Source organism: Phocaeicola massiliensis B84634 = Timone 84634 = DSM 17679 = JCM 13223, assembly GCF_000382445.1.
Classification (GTDB): Bacteria; Bacteroidota; Bacteroidia; order Bacteroidales; family Bacteroidaceae; genus Phocaeicola; species Phocaeicola massiliensis.
In genome coordinates this window covers 1,432,035-1,453,544 of record NZ_KB905472.1, presented here as the reverse complement: position 1 = coordinate 1,453,544, position 21,510 = coordinate 1,432,035, and the positions used below count along the sequence as shown (strand labels likewise).

20 protein-coding genes and 1 pseudogene are annotated in these 21,510 nt (G+C 38.7%); 14 read left to right on the top strand and 7 right to left on the bottom strand.

The window, feature by feature from the left end; all coding sequences use genetic code 11:
* Window positions 1–2: 2 nt before the first annotated feature.
* The 4 genes and pseudogenes from HMPREF1534_RS12850 to HMPREF1534_RS21215 all read left to right on the top strand — a co-directional run.
* Window positions 3–1,790, top strand: a complete 1,788-nt coding sequence (locus HMPREF1534_RS12850; protein WP_005938536.1) for a glycoside hydrolase family 15 protein — start codon at window positions 3–5, stop codon at window positions 1,788–1,790.
* Between the two features lie 58 nt (window positions 1,791–1,848).
* Entirely contained in the window at window positions 1,849–2,808 is a 960-nt protein-coding gene (bla, locus tag HMPREF1534_RS12855) for a class A beta-lactamase, subclass A2 (protein ID WP_005938534.1), read from the top strand.
* Window positions 2,809–2,862: 54 nt separating this feature from the next.
* Window positions 2,863–3,318 carry a GNAT family N-acetyltransferase gene (locus tag HMPREF1534_RS12860; protein ID WP_005852452.1) on the top strand — a complete coding sequence of 152 codons (456 nt, stop codon included), beginning with the start codon at window positions 2,863–2,865 and terminating at the stop codon, window positions 3,316–3,318.
* A 9-nt stretch (window positions 3,319–3,327) separates the two neighbouring features.
* Window positions 3,328–3,531: pseudogene (locus tag HMPREF1534_RS21215) on the top strand (SAM-dependent methyltransferase); the annotation flags it as partial.
* Window positions 3,532–3,572: 41 nt separating this feature from the next.
* On the opposite strand, the gene HMPREF1534_RS12865 reads toward HMPREF1534_RS21215, so the two are convergent.
* A complete protein-coding gene (locus HMPREF1534_RS12865; protein ID WP_005938532.1) occupies window positions 3,573–4,577 on the bottom strand; it encodes a LacI family DNA-binding transcriptional regulator in 1,005 nt (334 codons plus the stop codon).
* A gap of 183 nt (window positions 4,578–4,760) precedes the next feature.
* On the opposite strand from HMPREF1534_RS12865, the gene HMPREF1534_RS12870 reads away from it, so the two are divergent.
* The 5 genes from HMPREF1534_RS12870 to HMPREF1534_RS20285 all read left to right on the top strand — a co-directional run bounded on the left by HMPREF1534_RS12870 (window position 4,761) and on the right by HMPREF1534_RS20285 (window position 10,008).
* The gene (locus tag HMPREF1534_RS12870) at window positions 4,761–7,103 is read left to right on the top strand and encodes a glycoside-pentoside-hexuronide (GPH):cation symporter (protein WP_005938530.1); all 2,343 of its coding nucleotides are present in this window, start codon (window positions 4,761–4,763) and stop codon (window positions 7,101–7,103) included.
* A gap of 23 nt (window positions 7,104–7,126) precedes the next feature.
* Window positions 7,127–8,170 carry an NAD(P)-dependent alcohol dehydrogenase gene (locus HMPREF1534_RS12875; RefSeq protein ID WP_005938528.1) on the top strand — a complete coding sequence of 348 codons (1,044 nt, stop codon included), beginning with the start codon at window positions 7,127–7,129 and terminating at the stop codon, window positions 8,168–8,170.
* Between the two features lie 68 nt (window positions 8,171–8,238).
* Window positions 8,239–9,114: a carbohydrate kinase family protein gene (locus HMPREF1534_RS12880; protein WP_005938525.1), complete on the top strand. Its 876-nt coding sequence runs from the start codon at window positions 8,239–8,241 to the stop codon at window positions 9,112–9,114.
* 6 nt (window positions 9,115–9,120) lie between these two features.
* Window positions 9,121–9,846 carry a hypothetical protein gene (locus HMPREF1534_RS12885; RefSeq protein ID WP_005938521.1) on the top strand — a complete coding sequence of 242 codons (726 nt, stop codon included), beginning with the start codon at window positions 9,121–9,123 and terminating at the stop codon, window positions 9,844–9,846.
* A gap of 12 nt (window positions 9,847–9,858) precedes the next feature.
* Window positions 9,859–10,008 carry a VOC family protein gene (locus HMPREF1534_RS20285; protein ID WP_005938509.1) on the top strand — a complete coding sequence of 50 codons (150 nt, stop codon included), beginning with the start codon at window positions 9,859–9,861 and terminating at the stop codon, window positions 10,006–10,008.
* Here the strand turns inward: HMPREF1534_RS20285 and HMPREF1534_RS12890 are convergent.
* Window positions 9,959–10,252 (bottom strand): helix-turn-helix domain-containing protein, encoded by a 294-nt coding sequence (locus HMPREF1534_RS12890; protein WP_258462474.1) that lies wholly within the window; start codon window positions 10,250–10,252, stop codon window positions 9,959–9,961. The genes HMPREF1534_RS20285 and HMPREF1534_RS12890 overlap by 50 nt on opposite strands.
* Before the next feature lie 766 nt (window positions 10,253–11,018).
* Here HMPREF1534_RS12890 and HMPREF1534_RS12895 point away from each other — a divergent pair.
* Window positions 11,019–11,816, top strand: coding sequence for a class I SAM-dependent methyltransferase (locus tag HMPREF1534_RS12895; RefSeq protein ID WP_005938503.1), 798 nt, complete (start codon window positions 11,019–11,021; stop codon window positions 11,814–11,816).
* A 98-nt stretch (window positions 11,817–11,914) separates the two neighbouring features.
* Here HMPREF1534_RS12895 and HMPREF1534_RS12900 read toward each other — a convergent pair whose 3' ends face one another.
* Window positions 11,915–12,469 carry an NUDIX hydrolase gene (locus tag HMPREF1534_RS12900; protein WP_005938500.1) on the bottom strand — a complete coding sequence of 185 codons (555 nt, stop codon included), beginning with the start codon at window positions 12,467–12,469 and terminating at the stop codon, window positions 11,915–11,917.
* Window positions 12,470–12,617: 148 nt separating this feature from the next.
* Between HMPREF1534_RS12900 and HMPREF1534_RS12905 the strand changes: the two genes are divergently transcribed.
* The 3 genes from HMPREF1534_RS12905 (at window position 12,618) to HMPREF1534_RS12915 (ending at window position 16,152) form a co-directional block, all read left to right on the top strand.
* Window positions 12,618–13,361 carry a DUF5131 family protein gene (locus HMPREF1534_RS12905; protein WP_026231528.1) on the top strand — a complete coding sequence of 248 codons (744 nt, stop codon included), beginning with the start codon at window positions 12,618–12,620 and terminating at the stop codon, window positions 13,359–13,361.
* Between the two features lie 188 nt (window positions 13,362–13,549).
* The gene (locus HMPREF1534_RS12910; RefSeq protein WP_005938494.1) at window positions 13,550–14,674 is read left to right on the top strand and encodes a hypothetical protein; all 1,125 of its coding nucleotides are present in this window, start codon (window positions 13,550–13,552) and stop codon (window positions 14,672–14,674) included.
* 11 nt (window positions 14,675–14,685) lie between these two features.
* Window positions 14,686–16,152, top strand: a complete 1,467-nt coding sequence (locus HMPREF1534_RS12915) for a sensor histidine kinase (protein WP_005938491.1) — start codon at window positions 14,686–14,688, stop codon at window positions 16,150–16,152.
* A 110-nt stretch (window positions 16,153–16,262) separates the two neighbouring features.
* On the opposite strand, the gene HMPREF1534_RS12920 is transcribed toward HMPREF1534_RS12915, so the two are convergent.
* Window positions 16,263–16,931: an MgtC/SapB family protein gene (locus tag HMPREF1534_RS12920; RefSeq protein WP_018452839.1), complete on the bottom strand. Its 669-nt coding sequence runs from the start codon at window positions 16,929–16,931 to the stop codon at window positions 16,263–16,265.
* A 25-nt stretch (window positions 16,932–16,956) separates the two neighbouring features.
* Window positions 16,957–18,189, bottom strand: a complete 1,233-nt coding sequence (locus tag HMPREF1534_RS12925) for a DNA recombination protein RmuC (protein ID WP_005938485.1) — start codon at window positions 18,187–18,189, stop codon at window positions 16,957–16,959.
* A 79-nt stretch (window positions 18,190–18,268) separates the two neighbouring features.
* On the opposite strand from HMPREF1534_RS12925, the gene HMPREF1534_RS12930 reads away from it, so the two are divergent.
* Window positions 18,269–19,084, top strand: a complete 816-nt coding sequence (locus HMPREF1534_RS12930; RefSeq protein WP_005938483.1) for a Cof-type HAD-IIB family hydrolase — start codon at window positions 18,269–18,271, stop codon at window positions 19,082–19,084.
* Between the two features lie 21 nt (window positions 19,085–19,105).
* On the opposite strand, the gene HMPREF1534_RS12935 is transcribed toward HMPREF1534_RS12930, so the two are convergent.
* Together HMPREF1534_RS12935 and rlmD are read right to left on the bottom strand one after the other, a co-directional pair.
* Window positions 19,106–20,032, bottom strand: coding sequence for an RluA family pseudouridine synthase (locus HMPREF1534_RS12935; RefSeq protein WP_005938481.1), 927 nt, complete (start codon window positions 20,030–20,032; stop codon window positions 19,106–19,108).
* 2 nt (window positions 20,033–20,034) lie between these two features.
* The gene (gene rlmD / locus HMPREF1534_RS12940; RefSeq protein WP_005938479.1) at window positions 20,035–21,453 is read right to left on the bottom strand and encodes a 23S rRNA (uracil(1939)-C(5))-methyltransferase RlmD; all 1,419 of its coding nucleotides are present in this window, start codon (window positions 21,451–21,453) and stop codon (window positions 20,035–20,037) included.
* Window positions 21,454–21,510: the final 57 nt, after the last annotated feature.

Genomic DNA, 21,510 nt, shown 5'->3' with positions numbered 1-21,510 from the left:
CCATGGACAATTTGAATTACGGTGTAATCGGTAATTGCTGCACAGCCGCACTGATTTCCGAAAAAGGAAGTATTGAATGGCTATGTTTTCCAAATTTTGATTCACCTTCTATTTTTGCAGCTCTTCTGGATTGTGAAAAAGGCGGGACTTTTGGTTTTGAAGTTTCAGAAGACTATCACACCATCCAATCGTATGTTCCCCATACCAATATTCTTTCCACTACTTTTGTGTCAGAGCAAGATGAATTTGCGGTAGTCGACTTTATGCCTTGTTATGAGTTATATGATAATAAGGAATATTATCGTCCGGCTGAGGTCTATCGTTATATCCGCTGGATTAAAGGTCGTCCCCGCATTAAAGTCAATTACCATCCGGCTCCCGACTATGCTCGTGGAAAAGCGTTTTTTAATGTAACTTCCCGGTATATTGAAACCTATTCTTCTTCTAACAACAAGGACAGACAATATCTGTATTCCTCTTTGCCGTTGCAAGGTATTGTAGACCATCAGGAATTTATATTAGAGAAAGATGAATTTTTCCTCCTTTCATACAATGAAAAGGTGATGCCTGTTGATATAGAGCGTGAGAAACTGGAGTATTGCCGCACGTTGGTTTATTGGTTGAACTGGACGGATCGTACAAGAAAGTTTACTATTTACAACGATATAATAGAGCGTAGCTTACTCACCCTGAAGATGATGTCTTTTTATAATGGCGCGGTGTTAGCTTCTCTTACTACCAGCCTGCCCGAATCTGTGGGAGAAGTACGCAATTGGGATTATCGTTTTTGTTGGTTGCGGGATGCCTCCATGTCCATAGAGACTCTTTTCAAGATAGGTCATGCCGATGCAGCCCGCAAATTCATGAAATTCATACAATCTACTTTTGTTGCCGAGCACGACACTTATCAAATAATGTATGGCATTCGTGGGGAAAGGAAATTGACTGAAGTTATACTCGACCATCTTTCAGGATATAAAAATTCCCAACCGGTGCGTATCGGCAATGATGCTTATCATCAAAGGCAGAATGATTCATTCGGCTATCTGATGGACTTGATTTACCAATATTACCGGTTGATGCCAGGTACATTGGATGAAATAGAAGATATGTGGGAAATGGTGAAAAGTATTATGACGACTGTGATGGAAAATTGGAGAAAGCCTGATAAAGGAATTTGGGAGATACGGGGTGAAGGACAGCATTTCGTTTCGTCCAAAGTGATGTGTTGGGTTGCTTTGGACAGAGGAGCCCGCATAGCCCGTATTCTGAATAAATATGAGAATAGCCGACGTTGGGAAGAAGAAGCGGATGCAATTAAAGCGGATGTTATGAGAAACGGATGGAAGGAAGAAATACAAAGTTTTTCACAAGCATACGGCAATCTGGATTTGGACTCTTCTTTACTGTTAATGGAACCTTATGGATTTATAGATGCTGATGATATTCGTTATCATAAAACAGTGAAAGCCGTCAAGAAATCCTTGTTACACAAAGGATTGATGTACCGCTATAATACTCATGATGATTTTGGCTGTCCTTCTTCGGCCTTTACCATCTGTACATTTTGGCTGATCCGTGCACTTTATGTCATCGGGGAAAAAGACGAAGCACGCTGTCTGTTCGATGAAATTTTGCAATATTCAAACCATTTGGGCCTGTTCAGTGAAGATATTGATTTCGAAACAAAAGAGCAATTGGGTAATTTCCCACAAGCTTATTCTCATCTGGCGCTGGTAAATACTGCTGTGTTATTTGCGGAAGAAGATAAAAGGCTAATCTTTAAATAAGGAAAAATTTGGAGAATGACTGATAATCCGGTATCTTCGTACAATTAAAATCAGGAAAATGCGTATAACAAAAAAACGGAGTCCAAGGTTAATCTTGCAGTCTTTAGCAAAAAACGGATATCCATATATTATTATATGTATATGGTGTGTGTTGTCTGGCGGATGTGTTCAGAATAAATCCCAAGATTCATTGAAAACATTAAAAACAGAAATTCGACATATTATTAAAGATAAGAAAGCAACTATAGGAGTGGCTTTGATACTGGATGGAGAAGATACGCTGGCCATAAATAATGCCGAAAAATATCCCATGATGAGCGTTTATAAGTTTCATCAGGCATTGGCTGTATGTGATTACCTGCAAAAACGGCATATTCCACTTTCCACTTCCCTATATCTTGATAAAAAATATTTCAAACCGGATACATACAGCCCTTTGCGTGATAAATATCCCCAAGGCAATTTAGAACTTCCGATTAGTGAACTTTTAGTTTATACAATGCAGTCAAGTGACAATGTAGCCTGTGATATCTTATTCGATTATATAGGTGGTGTAAACGTGGTGGATGAATACATTCATTCATTGGGAATAAACGATGTTTCCATAACTGCTACCGAAGATGAGATGCATCAAGACATGGATGATTGTTACAAAAACTGGACAACACCAATGGAAGCAGCCAATCTATTGGAACTTTTTATGACTCAAGATTTCATGAGAAATGAATATACAGATTTTCTAAAGCATATTATGATAGAGTGTGGGACAGGCAAAGACAGACTGCCTGCTCCCCTTCCCGAAAGTGAAGTCAAGATAGGACATAAGACAGGAACTTCCGATAAGAATGACCGGGGAGAATACATTGGCATCAATGACATTGGCTTTGTAATTCTACCTGATGGAAGCCGATACGTAGTAGCTGTATTTGTCAAAGACTCAAAAGAAAATATGGAAACGAATGCTAAAATAATCTCTGATATTTCGGCTGCTGTTTACCGATATGCCGGGAATCGTTAAAATAGTGCTGTTTTGCACTATCTATAGAGACAAGAATGTTATAAATATAATATTATGGATTATCACATCATTAAAATATCTAGAAATAAAAAGCAATATCTGGACTTATTATTGCTTGGGGATGAACAGGAAACAATGATAGACCGGTATCTGGAGCGTGGTGACTTGTTTGTATTGGAAGATAATGGGATAAAAGCCGTGGGCGTTGTAACAAAAGAAGGTCCGGAAATTTGTGAATTGAAGAATATAGCGGTTACCCCTATTGCCCAGCGACAAGGATATGGAAGAAAACTAATAAACTACCTGATAAATCATTATTCAAAAGAATATACTCAGATGATAGTGGGAACAGGAGACGTTCCCGGTGTTCTTGCATTTTATAAAAGTTGCGGCTTTGAATATTCTCATTGTATAAAAGGTTTTTTCACGGAGAATTACGATCATCCCATTATTGACAATGGGGTTTTACTAAAAGATATGATTTATTTGAAACGTAAAATAGGTTTTTAAAAGAGTGGAAATTGCTGGATAGAACATTATTTCGCTCCTCAAGCTAAAGCCGAGGAAATATTCAGAAGAAAACATGCAGGAAGCAGAATCGTAGAAGAATTGATAACATCCAATCATCGTGAGGCTGAGCTATATAGTAAGTATAAAGCATATTATGGCCATGCATTCTTTATCTGCAAAAAAAGGATTCTCACTGAGAAGGTGAGCGAATGACGATACACCTTCTTTTTCTTTGCTTTGTTTGCTTAAATATTTTATGTAGATTCTCTATAAATAGTCTCAGCTTCTAATATAATGGTTTTATCAGGTAGTTCCGGGTGCTCTACTTTTTGTACAATTAGTCTTGATGCTTCTTCCGCCATTTGTTTTACTGGTTGTTCGACTGCTGTAATGGATGGATGAACTAATACGCACAAATCCGTTCCCGAAATACAAGCTATGGCAACCTCATCAGGTATTTGGACTCCATGCTTTTGAAGATTGCTTTTTGCTCCGAGAGCAGACATTTCCGTAAAGCAAAATAGTGCATCGAAAGCAATGTGTTGTTTCAATAATTGTTCCACTGCCTGCTCACCTCCAGAGAAATCGACTCCAGCATCAATGACATACTCTGGACAATAAGGAAGATGAAATTTTTCCAAGGCATCCCGATATCCACGTTTCCTTTCTTGGGAGTTTTGAATATAGTCGGGTCCTGCCAAGTGAACAATTCTTCTTTTTCCTCTACGTATCATCTGTTCGACCAAAAAGAACGATTTTAGATAATCATCGATTTTCACTTTGGAAATTGGCAAAGAAGACAAGGTGCGGTCAAAAAAGACCATAGGAATGCCTTTTTTCATAATTCGCTGATAAGTTGCAAGATTCTTTTCTGTATGACAGACACTGATGAGAATGCCCTCTACCCGATAGTCTTCAAACATCTGTAGATTGGCCAGTTCTGCATTCGGATTTTCATGTGACTGAGCCAATGTAACCCGATATCCCTGTCTATTCAATTCCTGTTGGGCATAGGTAATGAAATTCATATAAAAAGGAGTCAGCATTTCCGGAACCACTATACCGATAGTGCGCGTGCTTTGTTTTCGCAGATTGACGGCCAGTTCATTGCGGGTGTATCCCATTTTCTTGGCCATCGCCAAGATTCTTTCCCGTGTTTCTTTACTGACATTTTGCTTATCGCCCCGTAAGGCACGCGACACGGTCGATTTGGAAATGCCCAAAGCTTGGGCTATGTCGATGATGGTAGTGTATTTCATGGCGGCATTTTTTATTAACGCTACAAAGATATGAAAAAAAAGCAAGTTTTTGGGAACGGTTGCGGATTTTGGGAACGGTTGCGGGAACGGTTGCGAAAGATAAATGTATAAAATTTATTTTTCATCTGATTTCCAGTGTATAGTTTTGTTTCAGAAATCATTAAAATCTAATAAGCAATACACATGAAAAACGATTTGAATCAATCGAAAGTTCCTTTCATAAGCAAGTTGGCTTATGGCATGGGAGATGTTGGCTGTAATTTCAGCTGGATGTTTGTCGGGAATTTCCTGATGATATTCTATACCGATGTTTTTGGAATCAGTATGAGTGCCGTAGCTACATTGATGTTATTTTCCCGTTTCTGGGATGCCATCAACGACCCGATTATTGGAGGGCTAAGCGATAAGACGCATACCCGATGGGGACGCTATCGTCCTTGGCTCTTGTTTGCTGCTCCGTTAACCGCTTTAGTTCTGATTCTTACTTTCTGGGCACATCCGGACTGGAGTCAGACGCATAAAATCATTTACATGGCTGTGACTTACTGTATTTTGGTCTTAGGATATACCTGTGTAAATATTCCCTATGGAACGTTGTGTGGTGCAATGACTCAGAATATGACCGAACGAGCACAAATCAATACTTCCCGGTCGGTTAGCGCTATGATAGCTATTGGAATTATCAACATCATTACGATTCCATTGATTGAATGGTTGGGTAATGGAAATGCCCGGCAAGGCTATCTGCTGATTGCAATTCTTTATGGAACTATCTTCGCTGTCTGTCATATCTTTTGTTTTGCCAAGACAAAAGAGGTGGTAGAAGTGCCTGTTGCCCAGAAAATTCCGTTACGATTGCAACTGCAGGCCGTTGCTAAGAACAAACCTTATTTGTTGGCGTTGTTGGGACAGGTGCTGTTTGGATTTATCCTTTACGGGCGGAACGCCGATTTACTCTATTATTTTACCTATGTGGAGAATGATGCTGTATTGTTCACCTATTATTCTATGGCCATCATCATCCCATCCATCATTGGAGCAGCCTGCTTTCCGAAGGTATTTCAATTGACTTCCAACAAGGGTTGGGCAGCCTCTGTGTTTGCCTTTGGTACGGGTATCACCATAATTGCACTATTCTTTTTCAGTCCTGTGACCTCCCCCATACCTTTCTATTTATTTGCGGCACTTTCCCAATTCTTCTTCTCCGGTTTCAATACCGCAATCTATGCAATTATTCCTGACTGTGTGGAATATGGAGAATGGCGTACAGGCATCCGGAATGATGGTTTCCAATATGCTTTCATTTCTCTCGGTAATAAGATTGGCATGGCATTGGGTACTGCGTTACTGGCATTGTCATTAGGATGGGCCGGCTATGAAGCTAACACCACACAGAATGAAGCCGTTGTAGCTATTATGAGGCATTCATTCAGTACCATACCAGGAATATTATGGGTAGTGACTGCACTTGCGTTGTTCTTTTATAAACTTGATAAAAGAAGCTATAATCGAATTCTGGCAGTAATTAAATATAGGTTCCTGAAACGCAAAAAGAATCAGCGAGAATATGATGTTATCGCTTTAGGCGAACTGTTGGTTGATTTCAACGCCTTGCATTCCAATGATTTTGATAGTGTGGTGTATGAATCAAACCCTGGTGGTGCTCCCTGCAATGTCTTGGCCATGTTAAGCAATCTGCAGAAACGAACAGCTTTTATAGGAAAAGTCGGAGATGACTTTTTGGGACATGCTTTGCAACAACGCATTGTTAGGATGGGTATTTCTACGGAAGGGCTGTCGAAAGACAAGAAAAGGAATACTACTTTGGCTTTTTTGAATGACTCGAAAACTTATCCCCACCAATATCTTTTTTACCGCAATCGTACGGCCGACATGAATTTGGATGAAGGGGATGTGGATGCAGATATGCTGTCACGCACTCGTATTTTCCATTTTGGTTCCCTTTCGTTCACACATAAACGATGTAGAAAAGCTACGCGTAAAGCTATTAAAGCAGCCAAATCAAAACATCGGTTAATATCCTTCGACCCCAATTACCGTCCTGTGTTATGGCCTGGTGAAGAGGAAGCCCGCAAGTGGATGTTGTATGGATGTTCTGTGTGTGATATTTTAAAAGTGGAAGCTAGTGAACTGGCATTTATTACCCAGCAAACTACTATTCAGAATGGAGTGGACTTTTTGCAGAAACATTATTCTATTTCTTTGATTCTTGTGACATCAGGAGAAGCCGGCAGTCAGGCATTTATGGGAAATCGAAAGGTATACCAGGAGGCATTTCTCACCAATCGAACCATAGATACAACCGGTGCAGGAGATACTTTTCTTGGATGCTGTTTGGCCTATATTTTGGAGCAAGGCATGGAGCTTTCTGACCATCAGCTACAGGAAATGCTGTTTCGAGCTAACGCAGCTGCATCACTGGAAACTACTCGTAAAGGAGCTATTCGAGCCATGCCTACTCAAGCGGAACTTGAAGACTATCTAAAACAATTGACATCATTTTAATTTAAATAATAGGAGATTACATTATGAAAGGTACAATGAAGGTAGCCGTTATGAACGGCATTGGTCAAATGGGTTATACAAACAGAGATATTCCTCAGCCCAAAGACAATGAAGTATTGGTTAAATTGGAATATGTTGGCATTTGCGGATCAGACATGCATTATTACGAAACCGGACGTATCGGTGATTATGTGGTAGAACCTCCCTTCGTATTGGGACATGAACCGGGTGGAACAGTGGTCGAAGTGGGAAAGAACGTGAAACATCTGAAAGTGGGTGACCGGGTAGCTTTGGAACCTGGAAAAACTTGCGGACATTGCGAGTACTGTCGTGAGGGAAAGTATAATTTATGTCCCGATGTGGTGTTCTTTGCTACTCCTCCGGTAGATGGCGTGTTTCAGGAATATGTAGCTCACGAAGCCGATCTTTGCTTCAAACTGCCCGAAAATGTCTCTACTTTAGAAGGTGCATTGATCGAACCCTTGGCTGTAGGCTTTCATGCAGCCAATCAAGGGAATGCACATGCCGGACAAACAGCCCTTGTTTTCGGTGCCGGCTGTATCGGATTGGTATCCATGATGGCTTTGAAGGCAGAAGGTGTGTCTAAGGTTTATGTAGTCGATATAATGCAGAAACGTTTGGACAAGGCATTGGAACTGGGAGCGACTGGTGTCATCAATTCTAAAGAAGAAGATGTGTTGGAAACTATGGCAAAACTTACCAACGGAAAGGGGATAGATTTGGTGATTGAGACAGCAGGAATGGAGATAACCACCCGTCAAGCCATTCACGTGACTAAAAAAGGTGCTACCATTGTATTGGTGGGATATTCCAAGAGTGGTGAAATGACTCTTCCGTTGAGCTTGGCATTGGACAAAGAACTCACATTCAAGACAGTGTTCCGATACCGGCATATTTATCCTATGGCTATTGAAGCCGTAGCATCGGGTAAAGTCAATTTAAAGGGAATCGTGACCAATGTCTTCGATTTCGGTGATATCCAGCACGCAATGGATAGCAGTGTACAGGATAAGGCTAATATTGTAAAATCAGTGGTGAAATTTTAATTGAATACACTTTTAGAGTGTGTCTGTCAAGTACAGGCACACTTGCAAAATCCTTAAATAATCATATCATGAAAAATTTAGTAATAGGTATCGGAGAAGCTCTTTGGGATATATTGCCAGATGGAAAAAAGATAGGTGGGGCACCTGCTAATTTTTCTTATCATGTATCTCAGTTTGGTTTAAATAGTCTTGTCATTAGTGCAGTAGGCCATGATAAGTTGGGTAATGAAATTCTCAGTGATTTCGATGGGAAGCTTTTGAATCATCACATTTCAAAAGTAGAATATCCAACCGGGACAGTTCAAGTAGAACTGGATAACGAAGGAGTTCCCTATTATGATATTCGGGAAAATGTGGCATGGGATAATATTCCTTTTACAGATTCAATGAAGGGGTTGGCTCAACGTGCAAAAGCTGTCTGTTTCGGTTCGCTTTCTCAGCGAAATATAGTGTCGCGCACTACAATTCACCAGTTTTTGGATGAAATGCCGGATGAAGGGACTTATAAGATTTTCGACATCAATCTGCGTCAAGGATTCTATACCAAAGAAATCCTATGCACTTCTATGCAAAAATGCAATATATTGAAGATTAATGATGAGGAATTGATTGCAGTCAGTCGTATGTTTGGTTATCCAGGTATTGACTTAAAGGATAAGTGCTGGATTCTATTAGCCAAATATAATTTGAAAATGCTCATACTTACTTGTGGAGTCAATGGAAGTTATGTCTTTACTCCTGGAGTTGTTTCTTTTATTGAGACTCCCAAAGTAATAGTGGCAGATACTGTAGGAGCCGGAGATTCATTTACAGCCAGTTTTATTGCATCAATATTAAAGGGAAAATCTGTAGAGGAAGCTCATCGGTTGGCAGTAAATGTTTCGGCTTATGTATGTACACAAAATGGGGCAATGCCACAATTACCAGATTATTTTATCAAATGATAGATTATGAAAAAATACATAGGTTTATTACTAATGTTGTTTTCATTGGAGGCAACCGCACAACTTCATATGAAGGCGAATTTACAAACGAACCATCTGTGGCGTGGAATAGAGGTAGCAGATGGGCTGGTCATTACGGGCGATGTAAATTACTCTTTATGCAATGGATTGTTTAACTTAGGTTTTTGGGGTGGAACTAATACCCAGGGTACATACAAGGAATTTAATAATCACATTTCATTTCAGTATAAAGGTTTTTCTTTGGCTTTGTGGGATACATATAATTTTTCAACAGGTGCTACATATAATAATAAGGAATTTTTTAATTACAAAGCTCACAGTACCGGACGCTTTTTAGATGCAATATTGAATTACTATTGTGGGGAAAGATTTCCTCTTTTAATATCTTGGTCAACGATAGTTTTCGGTCGTGACAGAAATAAAGAAAACACCGCCAATAAATACTCTACTTTTTGTTATCTGGAATACCCCATCTATACAAAATCCCGATGGCATGCAGATGCTGGAATTGGCGGAGCATTTGCTTTGAATAAAGCCGGTAGTAAAACTAATTTTTATGGTAATACAAATGGGATTGTACATGTTTTGCTAAAAGTAACCTTTGATTGGACATTAGCGAAGCATACGATGCCGATTCATGCTTGTATGGTATGGAATCCGCAAGCAGACAGAGCCTTTTTTCAACTTGGTATCCAATTATTTAATTTATAAAAGGAAACATATATGGAAACATTGATTAATAATTACTGCATGGGGATACAACATATTGGTATTCCAACTATAGATATAGAGACTACGGTTAAATTTTATCAGCAGCTTGGCTTTAATGTGGTACTGCGAACCCAAAACAATAATCAAAAGGTTGCTTTTTAAAGAATTTGCTGAAAGATGCCATATCTACAAAATTCAGTTCTTCGGATATTTGCCGGATACTTATCTCATGATTATCCAACATGTCCAAAGCATGATAAATGATTTCTTTGCATATCATTTCGTGGGGTGTCTGTTTAAACGTTTCTTTCGTCAATCGAGTCAGGTGCTTGGTTGAAACACACAAGTAATCAACATAGAATGTGACACTATGTTCTGTAACGGCATTTTCACAAATCGATTTCATGAAATTCATTAACAAGATGTCTTTTTTGTTAAGAAATTCAGGCTTTCAAAATAAATCTGTTTAACAAAGCAATAATCAATTCGTTGTAAATTTATTGATTTTTATCGAGAAACAAAACAGGAACAAGATTACACTTTTAAGCGATTTTACATTTTTTCGTTTTCATATAACAAAAAAACGGAGTCCAAGGTTAATCTTGCGTTCTTTAGTAAAAACGGATTTTGAGCTTCCTACGTCGTTTCATTAGCCGGACCAAGCGTTTTCGTCCTTCTGATTATGCCTGTCTGTCCGTCGAATTACTACAGTCTCCGGCGGCGGACTGTATAGTCCGTTGCAGTGGACCGTACAGTCTGCTACAGTAGACTGTACAGTCCATTACCGCAGACTGTAATAATCTTCCGTTTAAAAGGCCTTGACCGACCCCCGGGAACGGCTTATTCTTCCCTTTGTTTGTAATATGATATTTAAATCCCCAAGAATAACAAGTGACACAATAAGGGTTTTTAAAAGAGTGAAAAAGATCTATCTTCTAAATTTAAACATTGTTTTCTATTGTTTTTCAATGAAATAGGTGTATCTTTGCACTATGTTAAAAACTCGTATATCGGATTTGGTGTCGTAAACAATCTGTTCTCATAAATAGATTGTTTATTCGTGTATTCTCGGGATATTTTTTCGAGAACAATTTCATATTACTATAATTTTATTTTTTTATTACACAGGGAGTATGACTATACTTTCAGTGTATGTTTAATATATTACGATAATGAATAATGACAACAATACAATTCTAGGATTCGATGTAAATTTGATTTGTGATTTTTTCTTAAATACGGAGCGACAAGGCCCCGGAAGTCCCGAAGTAACTCTTAAAGCATTAAGCTTTATAGATAATCTTACCGACAAATCCCTTATTGCCGATCTCGGCTGTGGAACAGGGGGTCAGACAATGATCTTGGCACAACATGCGCCGGGGAAGATTACAGGCATCGACTTTTTCCCGGGATTCATTGAACGTTTCAACAAGAATGCCGAGAAACTGAATCTCCAGAATAGAGTGAAAGGCATAGTCGGTTCGATGGATGACCTTTCTTTCGAAAAGGACTCTTTGGACTTGATCTGGTCGGAAGGGGCCATTTATAATATCGGCTTTGAACGAGGCTTGAAAGAGTGGCGCAACTATTTGAAACCGGGAGGATACCTTGCCGTTTCTGAAAGTGTCTGGTTTACCGACCAACGCCCGGCAGAAATTCATGATTTCTGGATGAGTGCTTATACGGAAATAGATACGGTTCCCAACAAAGTAGCCCAGATACAAAAAGCAGGATATATTCCGGTTGCGACATTCATTCTTCCGGAGAATTGCTGGATAGAACATTATTTCACTCCTCAAGCTAAAGCCGAGGAAATATTCAGAAGAAAGCATGCAGGAAGCAGAATCGTAGAAGAATTGATAACATCCAATCATCGTGAGGCTGAGCTATATAGTAAGTATAAAGCATATTATGGCTATGCATTCTTTATCTGCAAAAAAAGGATTCTCACTGAGAAGGTGAGCGAATGACGATACAAAGAAGTATAAAAAGTGATTAACTCGGTTTAATAGAATAAATGATTCAACTTACTTTTAGGGAGACTGAAAAAGCTCCCTAAAAGTCTTTATTATAAACGAGAATATAAAGCAAAATACTTCCAAAGCGGTGCAGCCATCAATGATTGTTTCACCTCATCATTCAATAACAACGCTTTTACTTCTTCTTCATCCAGCAAATGCACTGTCAGATCTTCAGTTTCTTCCAAATGCTGGGTAGAGATTCGTTCTACCTCCGTAGCCAGATAACAATGAGTGATATTTGTCATGGTGCTGGCATTTGCTGAAACGGTCATAAGTTTTGTCCAATTTCCATTGCCATACCCTGTTTCTTCGTACAATTCACGTTGGGCAGAAAGCAAAGGTTCTTCTCCGGTTTCACAAACTCCGGCGCAAATTTCATAACGTGTTTCTTTTATTCCGTGACGATATTGGCGTACTAATACAAATTTACCCTCTTTGGTGATAGCAATTACATTTACCCAATCAGGATATTCCAAAATATAATATTCAGGAATTTCAACTCCTGTAGGTAGTTTAACCCGGTCACGGCGTGCGGTCAGCCAAGGGCGGCGGATAAGATATTCACTTTCAATAATCTCCCATTTTCTATCGTCTTTTTCCATAAAGATTCTTTTTATTTGGATGAAAAGCAAAGATACTATCTTTGGAAATTAGAACAACTATAAAATAGTAGTTTTTATTCACCTACTTCCAACTTATAAATCTTACCTTTGCTTTCAATAATAATCCTGTCATCATAACACATAAATTATGGAAAACCATATTAGCAAAAACTCCTCTATGTGGAATCCTTGGCACGGCTGCCACAAGTTAAGCGAAGGTTGTCGTCATTGTTACGTTTACCGTGGCGACAGCCAACGAGGTCGAGATAGTTCCATCATTACTAAAACCGGAAAATTTGACTTTCCCATACAGCGCAAACGAAACAACACCTATAAAATTCCTCCCGGCAATCTGGTCTATACTTGCTTCACTTCTGATTTTCTGATTGAAGAAGCCGATGAATGGCGTGAAGAAGCATGGCAAATGATGCGGAAACGTCAAGACCTCCACTTTCTTTTCATCACCAAACGCATAGACAGATTAAAAGAGTGTTTGCCATCTGACTGGGGAGAAGGATACGAAAATGTAACTATTTGTTGTACTATGGAAAATCAAGACAGAGTAGATTATCGCCTTCCCATCTACAAGGCGGCTCCCATCAAACATAAAATCATTATTTGCGAGCCTTTGCTAACAGAAATAGATTTCAGAGGAGAGCTTGGTCCTTGGGTAGAACAAATTGTTGTAGGTGGCGAGTCAGGTAAAGAAGCTCGTATATGCAATTATGAATGGGTACTTGATATTCGTCGTCAATCAGTGGAAAACAAAATCAATTTTTGGTTCAAACAAACCGGATATCGCTTGCTAAAAGAAGGTCATGAATATTTCATTGCCCGCCGGTTCCAACATTCGCAAGCTAGAAAAGCCGGGATAAACTATACGAAAGATTAATCAGATGATATATCTAATCGCTTATTCTAAAAAGAACAGGCTTCGCTACCCTTCCATTTTGACAATATTCTTTTCATTTTGAAAAGGAATCAAAGACAGAAATGAAAGAAATAATTGATTTATAGGAGTCTCCTCTTTTGGTACACAATTTGTTCTCCTCTTAGATAGAAGTATGTGGTAAAGATAAAATGGAAAGAGAAGAAAACGTAAAACACTTTTTGGATTTAATCAGGCGTTCGAGACGTGGAAAATTCAAAATCTATATTGGGATGATAGCCGGTGTAGGCAAGAGTTACCGAATGTTGCAAGAAGCACATGAAATGCAAGAAAACGGTCTTGACGTCCAAATCGGTTATATAGAGACACATGGAAGAACCGGAACAGAAGCTCTATTGGAAGGATTGACAATTATTCCTCGCAAAAAGATATTTTATAAAGGAAAAGAGATTGAAGAGATGGATTTAGACTCTATCCTTCGGTTACATCCCGAATTGGTCATTATAGACGAACTGGCACATACTAATATAGAAGGCAGTCGTAATGAAAAGCGTTGGCAAGATGTCATGGAACTATTGGATGCAGGAATCAATATCATTTCTGCTGTTAATATCCAACATATCGAGAGTCTGAATGAAGAGGTGAAAGGAATTGCCGGCATCGAAGTTAAAGAACGCATTCCTGACAAAGTATTACAAGACGCCGATGAAGTTGTGAATATTGACCTTACTGCCGAAGAATTAATTAACCGCCTGAAAGCCGGAAAAATATACCGTCCTGAAAAGATTGAATTAGCTTTGAATAACTTTTTCAAAACAGAGAATATCCTTCAATTGCGCGAATTAGCCCTTAAGGAGGTCGCTTTCAGAGTTGAAAAGAAAGTAGAAAACGAAATCGTTTCTATTGATAAAGGGGTACGTCATGAGAAATTTCTTGCTTGTATCAGTAGCAATGAGAAGACACCACGACATATCATCCGTAAAGCAGCACGACTGGCTTCCCGCTACAATACTGTATTCTCAGCCCTTTATGTGCAAACACCGGTAGAAAGCACAGAACGTATCAATCTTGCCAGTCAGCGACATTTGCTAAATCATTTTAAATTGGTTACAGAATTAGGAGGTGAAGTGCTACAAGTAGCATCTGCAAATGTCTTAGATGAAATTATAAAAACTTGTCAAGAGAAGCAGATTACAACGATATGCATGGGACAGCCGGCATTCAAAATGCCTTCTACCCTATTCAGTATCTCGAAATACAAAAAATTTCTAGCGTCTTTGGCACAAATGAATATAGATTTGATTATACTTGCATAAAAATAAAGTCTATGAATATAAAAACAAAACTTACCCTTACTATCGGCATATTGGTAGCTATGATTGTATTATTAGTTGCTCTATCAGTAGTGAATTTACAAATATTAACAGCAACAGATCCTGATAGTCCTGCTGCCGGTCCGGGATTACAAAGAGCATTATTGTGGATTTCCATTGTAGGAGCAGCATGTATTTGCGTAGGTATCGGTATATGGTTGCGCCTTCCTGCATCTATCAATAAGCCCATTAAAGAAATAACAAACGGCATCCAGGAAATTGCCAATCATAATTACGAAAAACGGCTTGATTTAAATGGCAATCAGGAATTTGCTGAAGTATCAAAGAACTTCAACAGGATGGCCAAACGGCTGGAAGAGTATCATGCCAGCACTCTTTCCGAAATGATGGCCGCTAAAAAATACATGGAAACTATCATAAATAGCATTAATGAACCCATCATTGGTTTAAATAATGAAATGGAAATTCTTTTTATCAATGATGAAGCCTTGAATGTTCTCAATTTGAAAAGAGAAGAAGTGATAAAACGATCTGCTCAGGAAATTTCGATGCGTAACGACTTACTCCGCAGATTGGTTCGCGAGTTAATAGACATTCCCTCACAAAAAATAAGAAGTGACAAAACCCAAAAAGAACCATTGAAAATATATGCTGATGATAAAGAAAGTTTCTTTCAAGTAAAATATATAAGTATCATTCAATCCGGCAGGAATAGTGCAACACCAGAAAAAAAAGGTCATGTCATTATGCTAAAGAATATCACGGAATTTAAAGAACTTGATTCTGCAAAAACGACTTTTATTTCAACCATTTCGCATGAACTCAAAACACCTATATCGGCCATCATGATGAGTCTACAGCTGTTGGAAGATAAACGTGTAGGAACACTGAATAATGAACAGGAAGATTTGACAAATAGTATAAAAGAAAACAGTGAACGTCTGCTGAATATCACCGGGGAACTACTTAATATGACTCAGGTAGAATCCGGAAAATTACAACTTAAACCTAAAATAACTAAACCTATTGAATTAATAGAATATGCCATCAAAGCCAATCGCGTGCAAGCAGAAAAATTCAATATTCAGATAGAAGTAGAATACCCGGAAGATAAAATAGGAAAATTATTTATTGACAGTGAAAAGATTGCATGGGTGCTGACCAACTTGCTTTCCAATGCTATCCGCTACTCGCCGGAAAATGGGCATGTAGTAATCGGTGCCCATCAAACCGATGACAATTATATTGAAATGTATGTACAGGATTTTGGGAAAGGAATAGACCCACGTTATCATAAAAGCATCTTTGACCATTATTTTCGTGTCCCTGGAACAAAAGTACAAGGAAGCGGTTTAGGACTTTCTATTTCTCGTGATTTTGTAGAAGCACATAATGGAACATTGACCGTGCAGAGTGAGCTAGGTAGGGGTAGCAAATTTATCATGCGCCTAAAAGCTTAATATAGATATCTTCTAATCTGCTATGGAGAATTCTACTCTAAACAAGAAAACCCTCCATAGCAGATTATTTACCAATCACCTTTTATCATGTTTATGATTACTATTGATGACTACTCAATCCTGTGTACTGTTATGTCATGAAAATCTTGTAATAAAGTCAGCAACATACCTTCGTCATTGTATTTTTTAGACTTTATTACCATCGTGACATAATAAGTAGTCATTTCCCCCACTGTTTTTTCTTCCAACTGATAAGATACGATATTATAATCTTTTGAATTAAATTTTTTCGCCATTTTATTCAATGTTTCTTTATTGTCAGTCGAAAACTCAACCATAGAGCTCTTCATACCGATACTCTTAAAAAGATAACTCAATGCCTCCAAACCTATTAAAGTAAGAATAGTAGCCGAAATCCCCAGCCAATACATTCCGGCTCCTACTGCGAGTCCGATACCTGAGGTAGCCCATATACCGGCAGCCGTTGTTAATCCACGCACTATTTGCTTCTGAAAAATGATAGTGCCGGCACCTATAAAACCGATACCGCTCACTACCTGCGCTGCAACACGACTTGGATCTAAATCTATCCCCTCTATCTTTATAATTTCCATAAAGCCATATTGCGAAACAATCATTATAAGTGCACTGCCCAGTGACACAAGAAAATGAGTGCGATAACCTGCTTCTTTGGCACGATATTCCCGATCCAAGCCTATTACTGCACCAAGTGCCCCGGCTACAAACAACCTTAAAATAAAGTCCCATGTCATACTCATATTTTTATCCTCCGCTTTTTATATATTAATCATCTTCATCTTCCATTAGATCGGGCAAATTCAGCATTTTCTGACTTTCCTCTGTCGGAAGAGCTTCCACTTGCCTTAGCTTACGTTCAATGGCCCGAGTGCGTTTACCCATTACCTCTTCCAGTTGGTCGCCGGCATTCTGCAAGTTTTTCTGAACTTTCTCCAATAGCCCGCCAAACTTTCCAAACTCTGTTTTTACGGCTCCAAGCACGTTCCAAACTTCACTTGTACGTTTCTGAATAGCCAATGTACGGAATCCCATTTGCAAGCTGTTAAGAATAGCCCCTAATGTAGTCGGCCCTGTTACTACAATCTTAAACTCCTTTTGCAATGTCTCTACCAGCGAAGTCCGACGAATTACCTCTGCATAAATGTTTTCAAATGGCAAAAACATGATAGCAAAATCGGTAGTAAATGGCGGATCTACATATTTGTCATGAATATCTTTCGCCATTTTTTTTATCGTCATTTCCAATTGTCGTGAAGAAGTATCTATTAATGCAGCATCACCAACTTCATAAGCATCTTGATACTGTTCATAGATATCCTTTGGAAATTTAGCATCAATCGGTAAATATACAATTTCATTATTATCTTCTCTCCCAGGCAATTTAACGGCAAATTCTACAAACTCTGTAGCGTTCTTTTTAGTTTTTACATTAGCTTCATATTGTTCAGGACTCAGCATTTGGTCAAGTAAAGCCCCTAGCTGCACTTCCCCAAAAGTACCACGTGTTTTTACATTACTCAAAACTTTCTTTAATCCACCCACATCTTGCGCCAGACTTTTCATCTCTCCCAATCCTTTTTGTACGTTTTCTAATTGAGTACGAACAATTTCAAATGACTGTCCGATTCGTTCATTCAATGTCTTTTGCAGTTTTTCCTCCACCATCATACGCATATCATCCAATCGTTTTTCGGTACTCTTTATGAGTGCATCCTGCTGTTTACCCATTGCTTCAAACTTCTCCCGTTGCATTTCATTACCTGTAAGCATGTTTTTATGTAAGCTATCTTGCATTTGCCGAACAGAGAAGTTCAAAGTTTGGTTCAACTCAGAACGAAGTTCACGGATATTACGCCCCAATTCTTCTCTGTTTGCTTTCATTTCTTCATGAAGCAATAATTCCAAACGTTCCGTTTGCAAACGGTTATTTTTAGTCAGTACAACTACTAAATTGGCAATCAGCAATATAAGGATAATTATTATTAAAACCAGTTCCATAATTCTTGTTATTTATAGCAAATGTAGCAAATAATAAACGATATTCATTATATTTGCCTCAAAATTCACCTTAGCACTTATGAAGTATAAATTACTGGCATTAGATTTAGACGGAACACTGACTAATACCAAAAAAGAAATTACTCCTTACACACGACGGACTATTATTAAAGCTCAACAAAAAGGAGTGAAAATAATATTAGCAACAGGACGTCCCACTTATGGGGTGGCTCCTATTGCCGAACATCTTTGTTTAAGAGAATACGGTGGATACATACTTTCTTATAACGGAGGAAGAATCATCAACTGGCAAACAGGAAAAGTAATGTATGAAAACCTGCTTGAACGCTCCGTTATTCCATTTTTATATAACTATGCCAAGAAATATGGTTTTACTATAATTACATATCATAATGAGTTTGTCATTACTGAAAACCCATATGATGAATACGTACAAAAGTTGGCATTGCTAAATGTTATGACAATCAAAAAAGTAGATAATTTCCTGTCAGCCATTGACTTTCCTGTTGGGAAGTGCATGATTGTAGGCGAACCGATTAAACTTGCGACCTTAGAAAATGAAATGCATAATGACTTAAAAGAGCTTTTGGGAGTTTATCGTTCTGAAGCCTATTTTTTGGAATTGGTTCCCAAGGGAATTGATAAAGCACAAGCTCTATCTGTTTTATTGAAAGAATTAGGCAATAAAAAAGAAGAACTAATAGCAATAGGAGACGGATTTAATGATATCTCAATGATAAAATATGCAGGTTTAGGAGTGGCAATGGCGAATGCTCAAGATATAGTGAGGCAGAATGCCAACTTCATCACCGCCTCCAATGAAGAAGACGGTGTGGCAGCTGTTGTGGAAAAATTTATTCTTCACAACTGTTAAGGAGTGCAAAACTTATTATTGCTATTTTTTTAACATTAGAGTCTTAAAGTTTGCCGGATACGGAGTTTCAAACTGCATCAGTTCCCCTGTTATGGGATGATAAAAACAAAGTTTGAAAGCATGTAGTGCCAATCGGCCTAGCGGATTACATTCGCTACCATACCGTTCATCGCCAATCACCGGATGTCCAAGTTCTGACATATGAACGCGAATTTGATTTTTACGTCCTGTTTCCAAATCCAACTCCACCAGAGAATAACCATTCGCGCGTTTTATTGTTCTATAATGTGTAACAGCATATTTTCCCTCTCCATCATCATAAGGACTGGAGCTGACATATAATTTACGATCGGTCAACCACGACTCAACAGTTCCTCCATCTTTCTCCATTTCTCCCGAAACAATAGCTACATAACGGCGATCGGTTACAATATCCTGCCAATTATCACGCAACGTATTTTGGGTCTTTTCATCCTTGGCATACATCATCAGTCCCGATGTTTCACGGTCTAACCGATGAACAACAAATATACGGTTGTTACGATGCGAACGTTTTACATATTCGTTCAGGATATGTTGTGCTGTACGCTCCTTTTGATGTTCAGTGCTGACCGAAAGCAGTCCTTCTTTCTTCTCTACCACGATAATATAAGCATCCTCATATACCAGTTTCAACATCGGATTCTTGAATTCACGATTGTTTTTGGTTTTGCTCACCTGAACTTTCATGCCGGGTTTCAGTTCAAAATTATATTGTGTAGTAATTATATTGTCTACCAATATAACCCGGTTAGTCAGCATTGTTTTTACTTTGCTACGACTGATTCCTGCCATTTTCTGCATCAGAAAATCCATCAATTCAGCAGGTTCATTAACATTATATACAGTATACTTTGCAACAGCCCGTGCAACGGGCTTGCCTGATTTATTATTTTTACCTCTTGACATAATTATCTTCTTTCAAGTAAAACCACATTCTCTACATGATGTGTATGAGGGAACATATCTACCGGTTGAACGGCAACCACTTTATATTTAGTATCCAGCAAAGACAAGTCGCGTGCCTGCGTTGCCGGATTACAACTGACATAAACAATACGTTCGGGTTCGGCAAACAGAATCGTATTTATTACATCATTGTGCATACCTGCACGCGGCGGATCGGTAATGATAACATCCGGACGACCGTGTTCATTAATAAACTCCTGAGTAAGAATATCTTTCATATCTCCCGCATAGAACAATGTATTGGTAATATGGTTTATCTCCGAATTTACTTTAGCATCTTCAATCGCTTCCGGCACATACTCTATGCCAATCACTTTCTTTGCCTGACGAGACACGAAATTTGCAATTGTTCCGGTTCCGGTATAAAGGTCATAGACAAGCTCATTTCCGGTCAGACCTGCAAAATTGCGTGCTACCTTATATAAGGTATATGCTTGCTCAGAGTTAGTCTGATAAAAAGATTTCGGACCAATCTTAAAGCGCAAGCCTTCCATTTCTTCAAATATATGGTCATTGCCCTTAAATAGCACTACATCCAAATCGTTAATAGTATCATTGCATTTATTATTGACCACATATAATAAGGAAGTAATCTGTGGAAATTTGTCAGCTATAAAAGCCAATAACTGCTTCATTTGCTCCATTTCGCTCTCTTCTGTAATTTTGCATTGAAGCAATACCATCAACTCTCCGGTACTTGATGTGCGAATCATCAGATTGCGGAGCATACCCTCCTGCGTACGAAGATTAAAGAAAGAATAATTGTGTTCATATGCGTAGTCACGGACAGCGTTACGGATTTGATTGCTGATATCGTCCTGCAGCCAACATTTCTCAATGGCAAGCACTTTGTCGAATGCACCCGGAATATGGAATCCTACAGCATTCATCTGATCATACTTCACATCCGCCTTCACTTCCTCTTCGGTCAGCCAGCGCTTATCAGAAAATGTAAATTCCAATTTATTACGATAGAACTCTGTCTTTGCAGACCCCAGAATAGGAGAAATTTCCGGTAATTCAACTTTCCCGATGCGAACCAGATTATCCGTTACCTGTTTTTGTTTATACTTTATTTGTTCATCATAGGGCAAGCATTGCCATTTACAACCACCGCACACGCCATAATGCTGACAAAACGGGACAGCTCTTTTAGGAGAATATTCATGGAAATTCACTGCCACTGCTTCTGCATAATGGTTTTTCTTACGTTTTATTTGCAAGTCCACCACATCACCGGGAACAACATACGGCACAAACACTACTAAATCATTCACTTTCGCCAAAGCTTTACCTTCGGCAGCTACATCTGTTATGGTTACCTTCTCTAATAGAGGGAGCTCTTTCTTCTTTCTAGCCACTTTCTAAATAAGTTAATTTGGGGCAAAAATAAGCATTTTCTCCGAATTTCTCCCTAT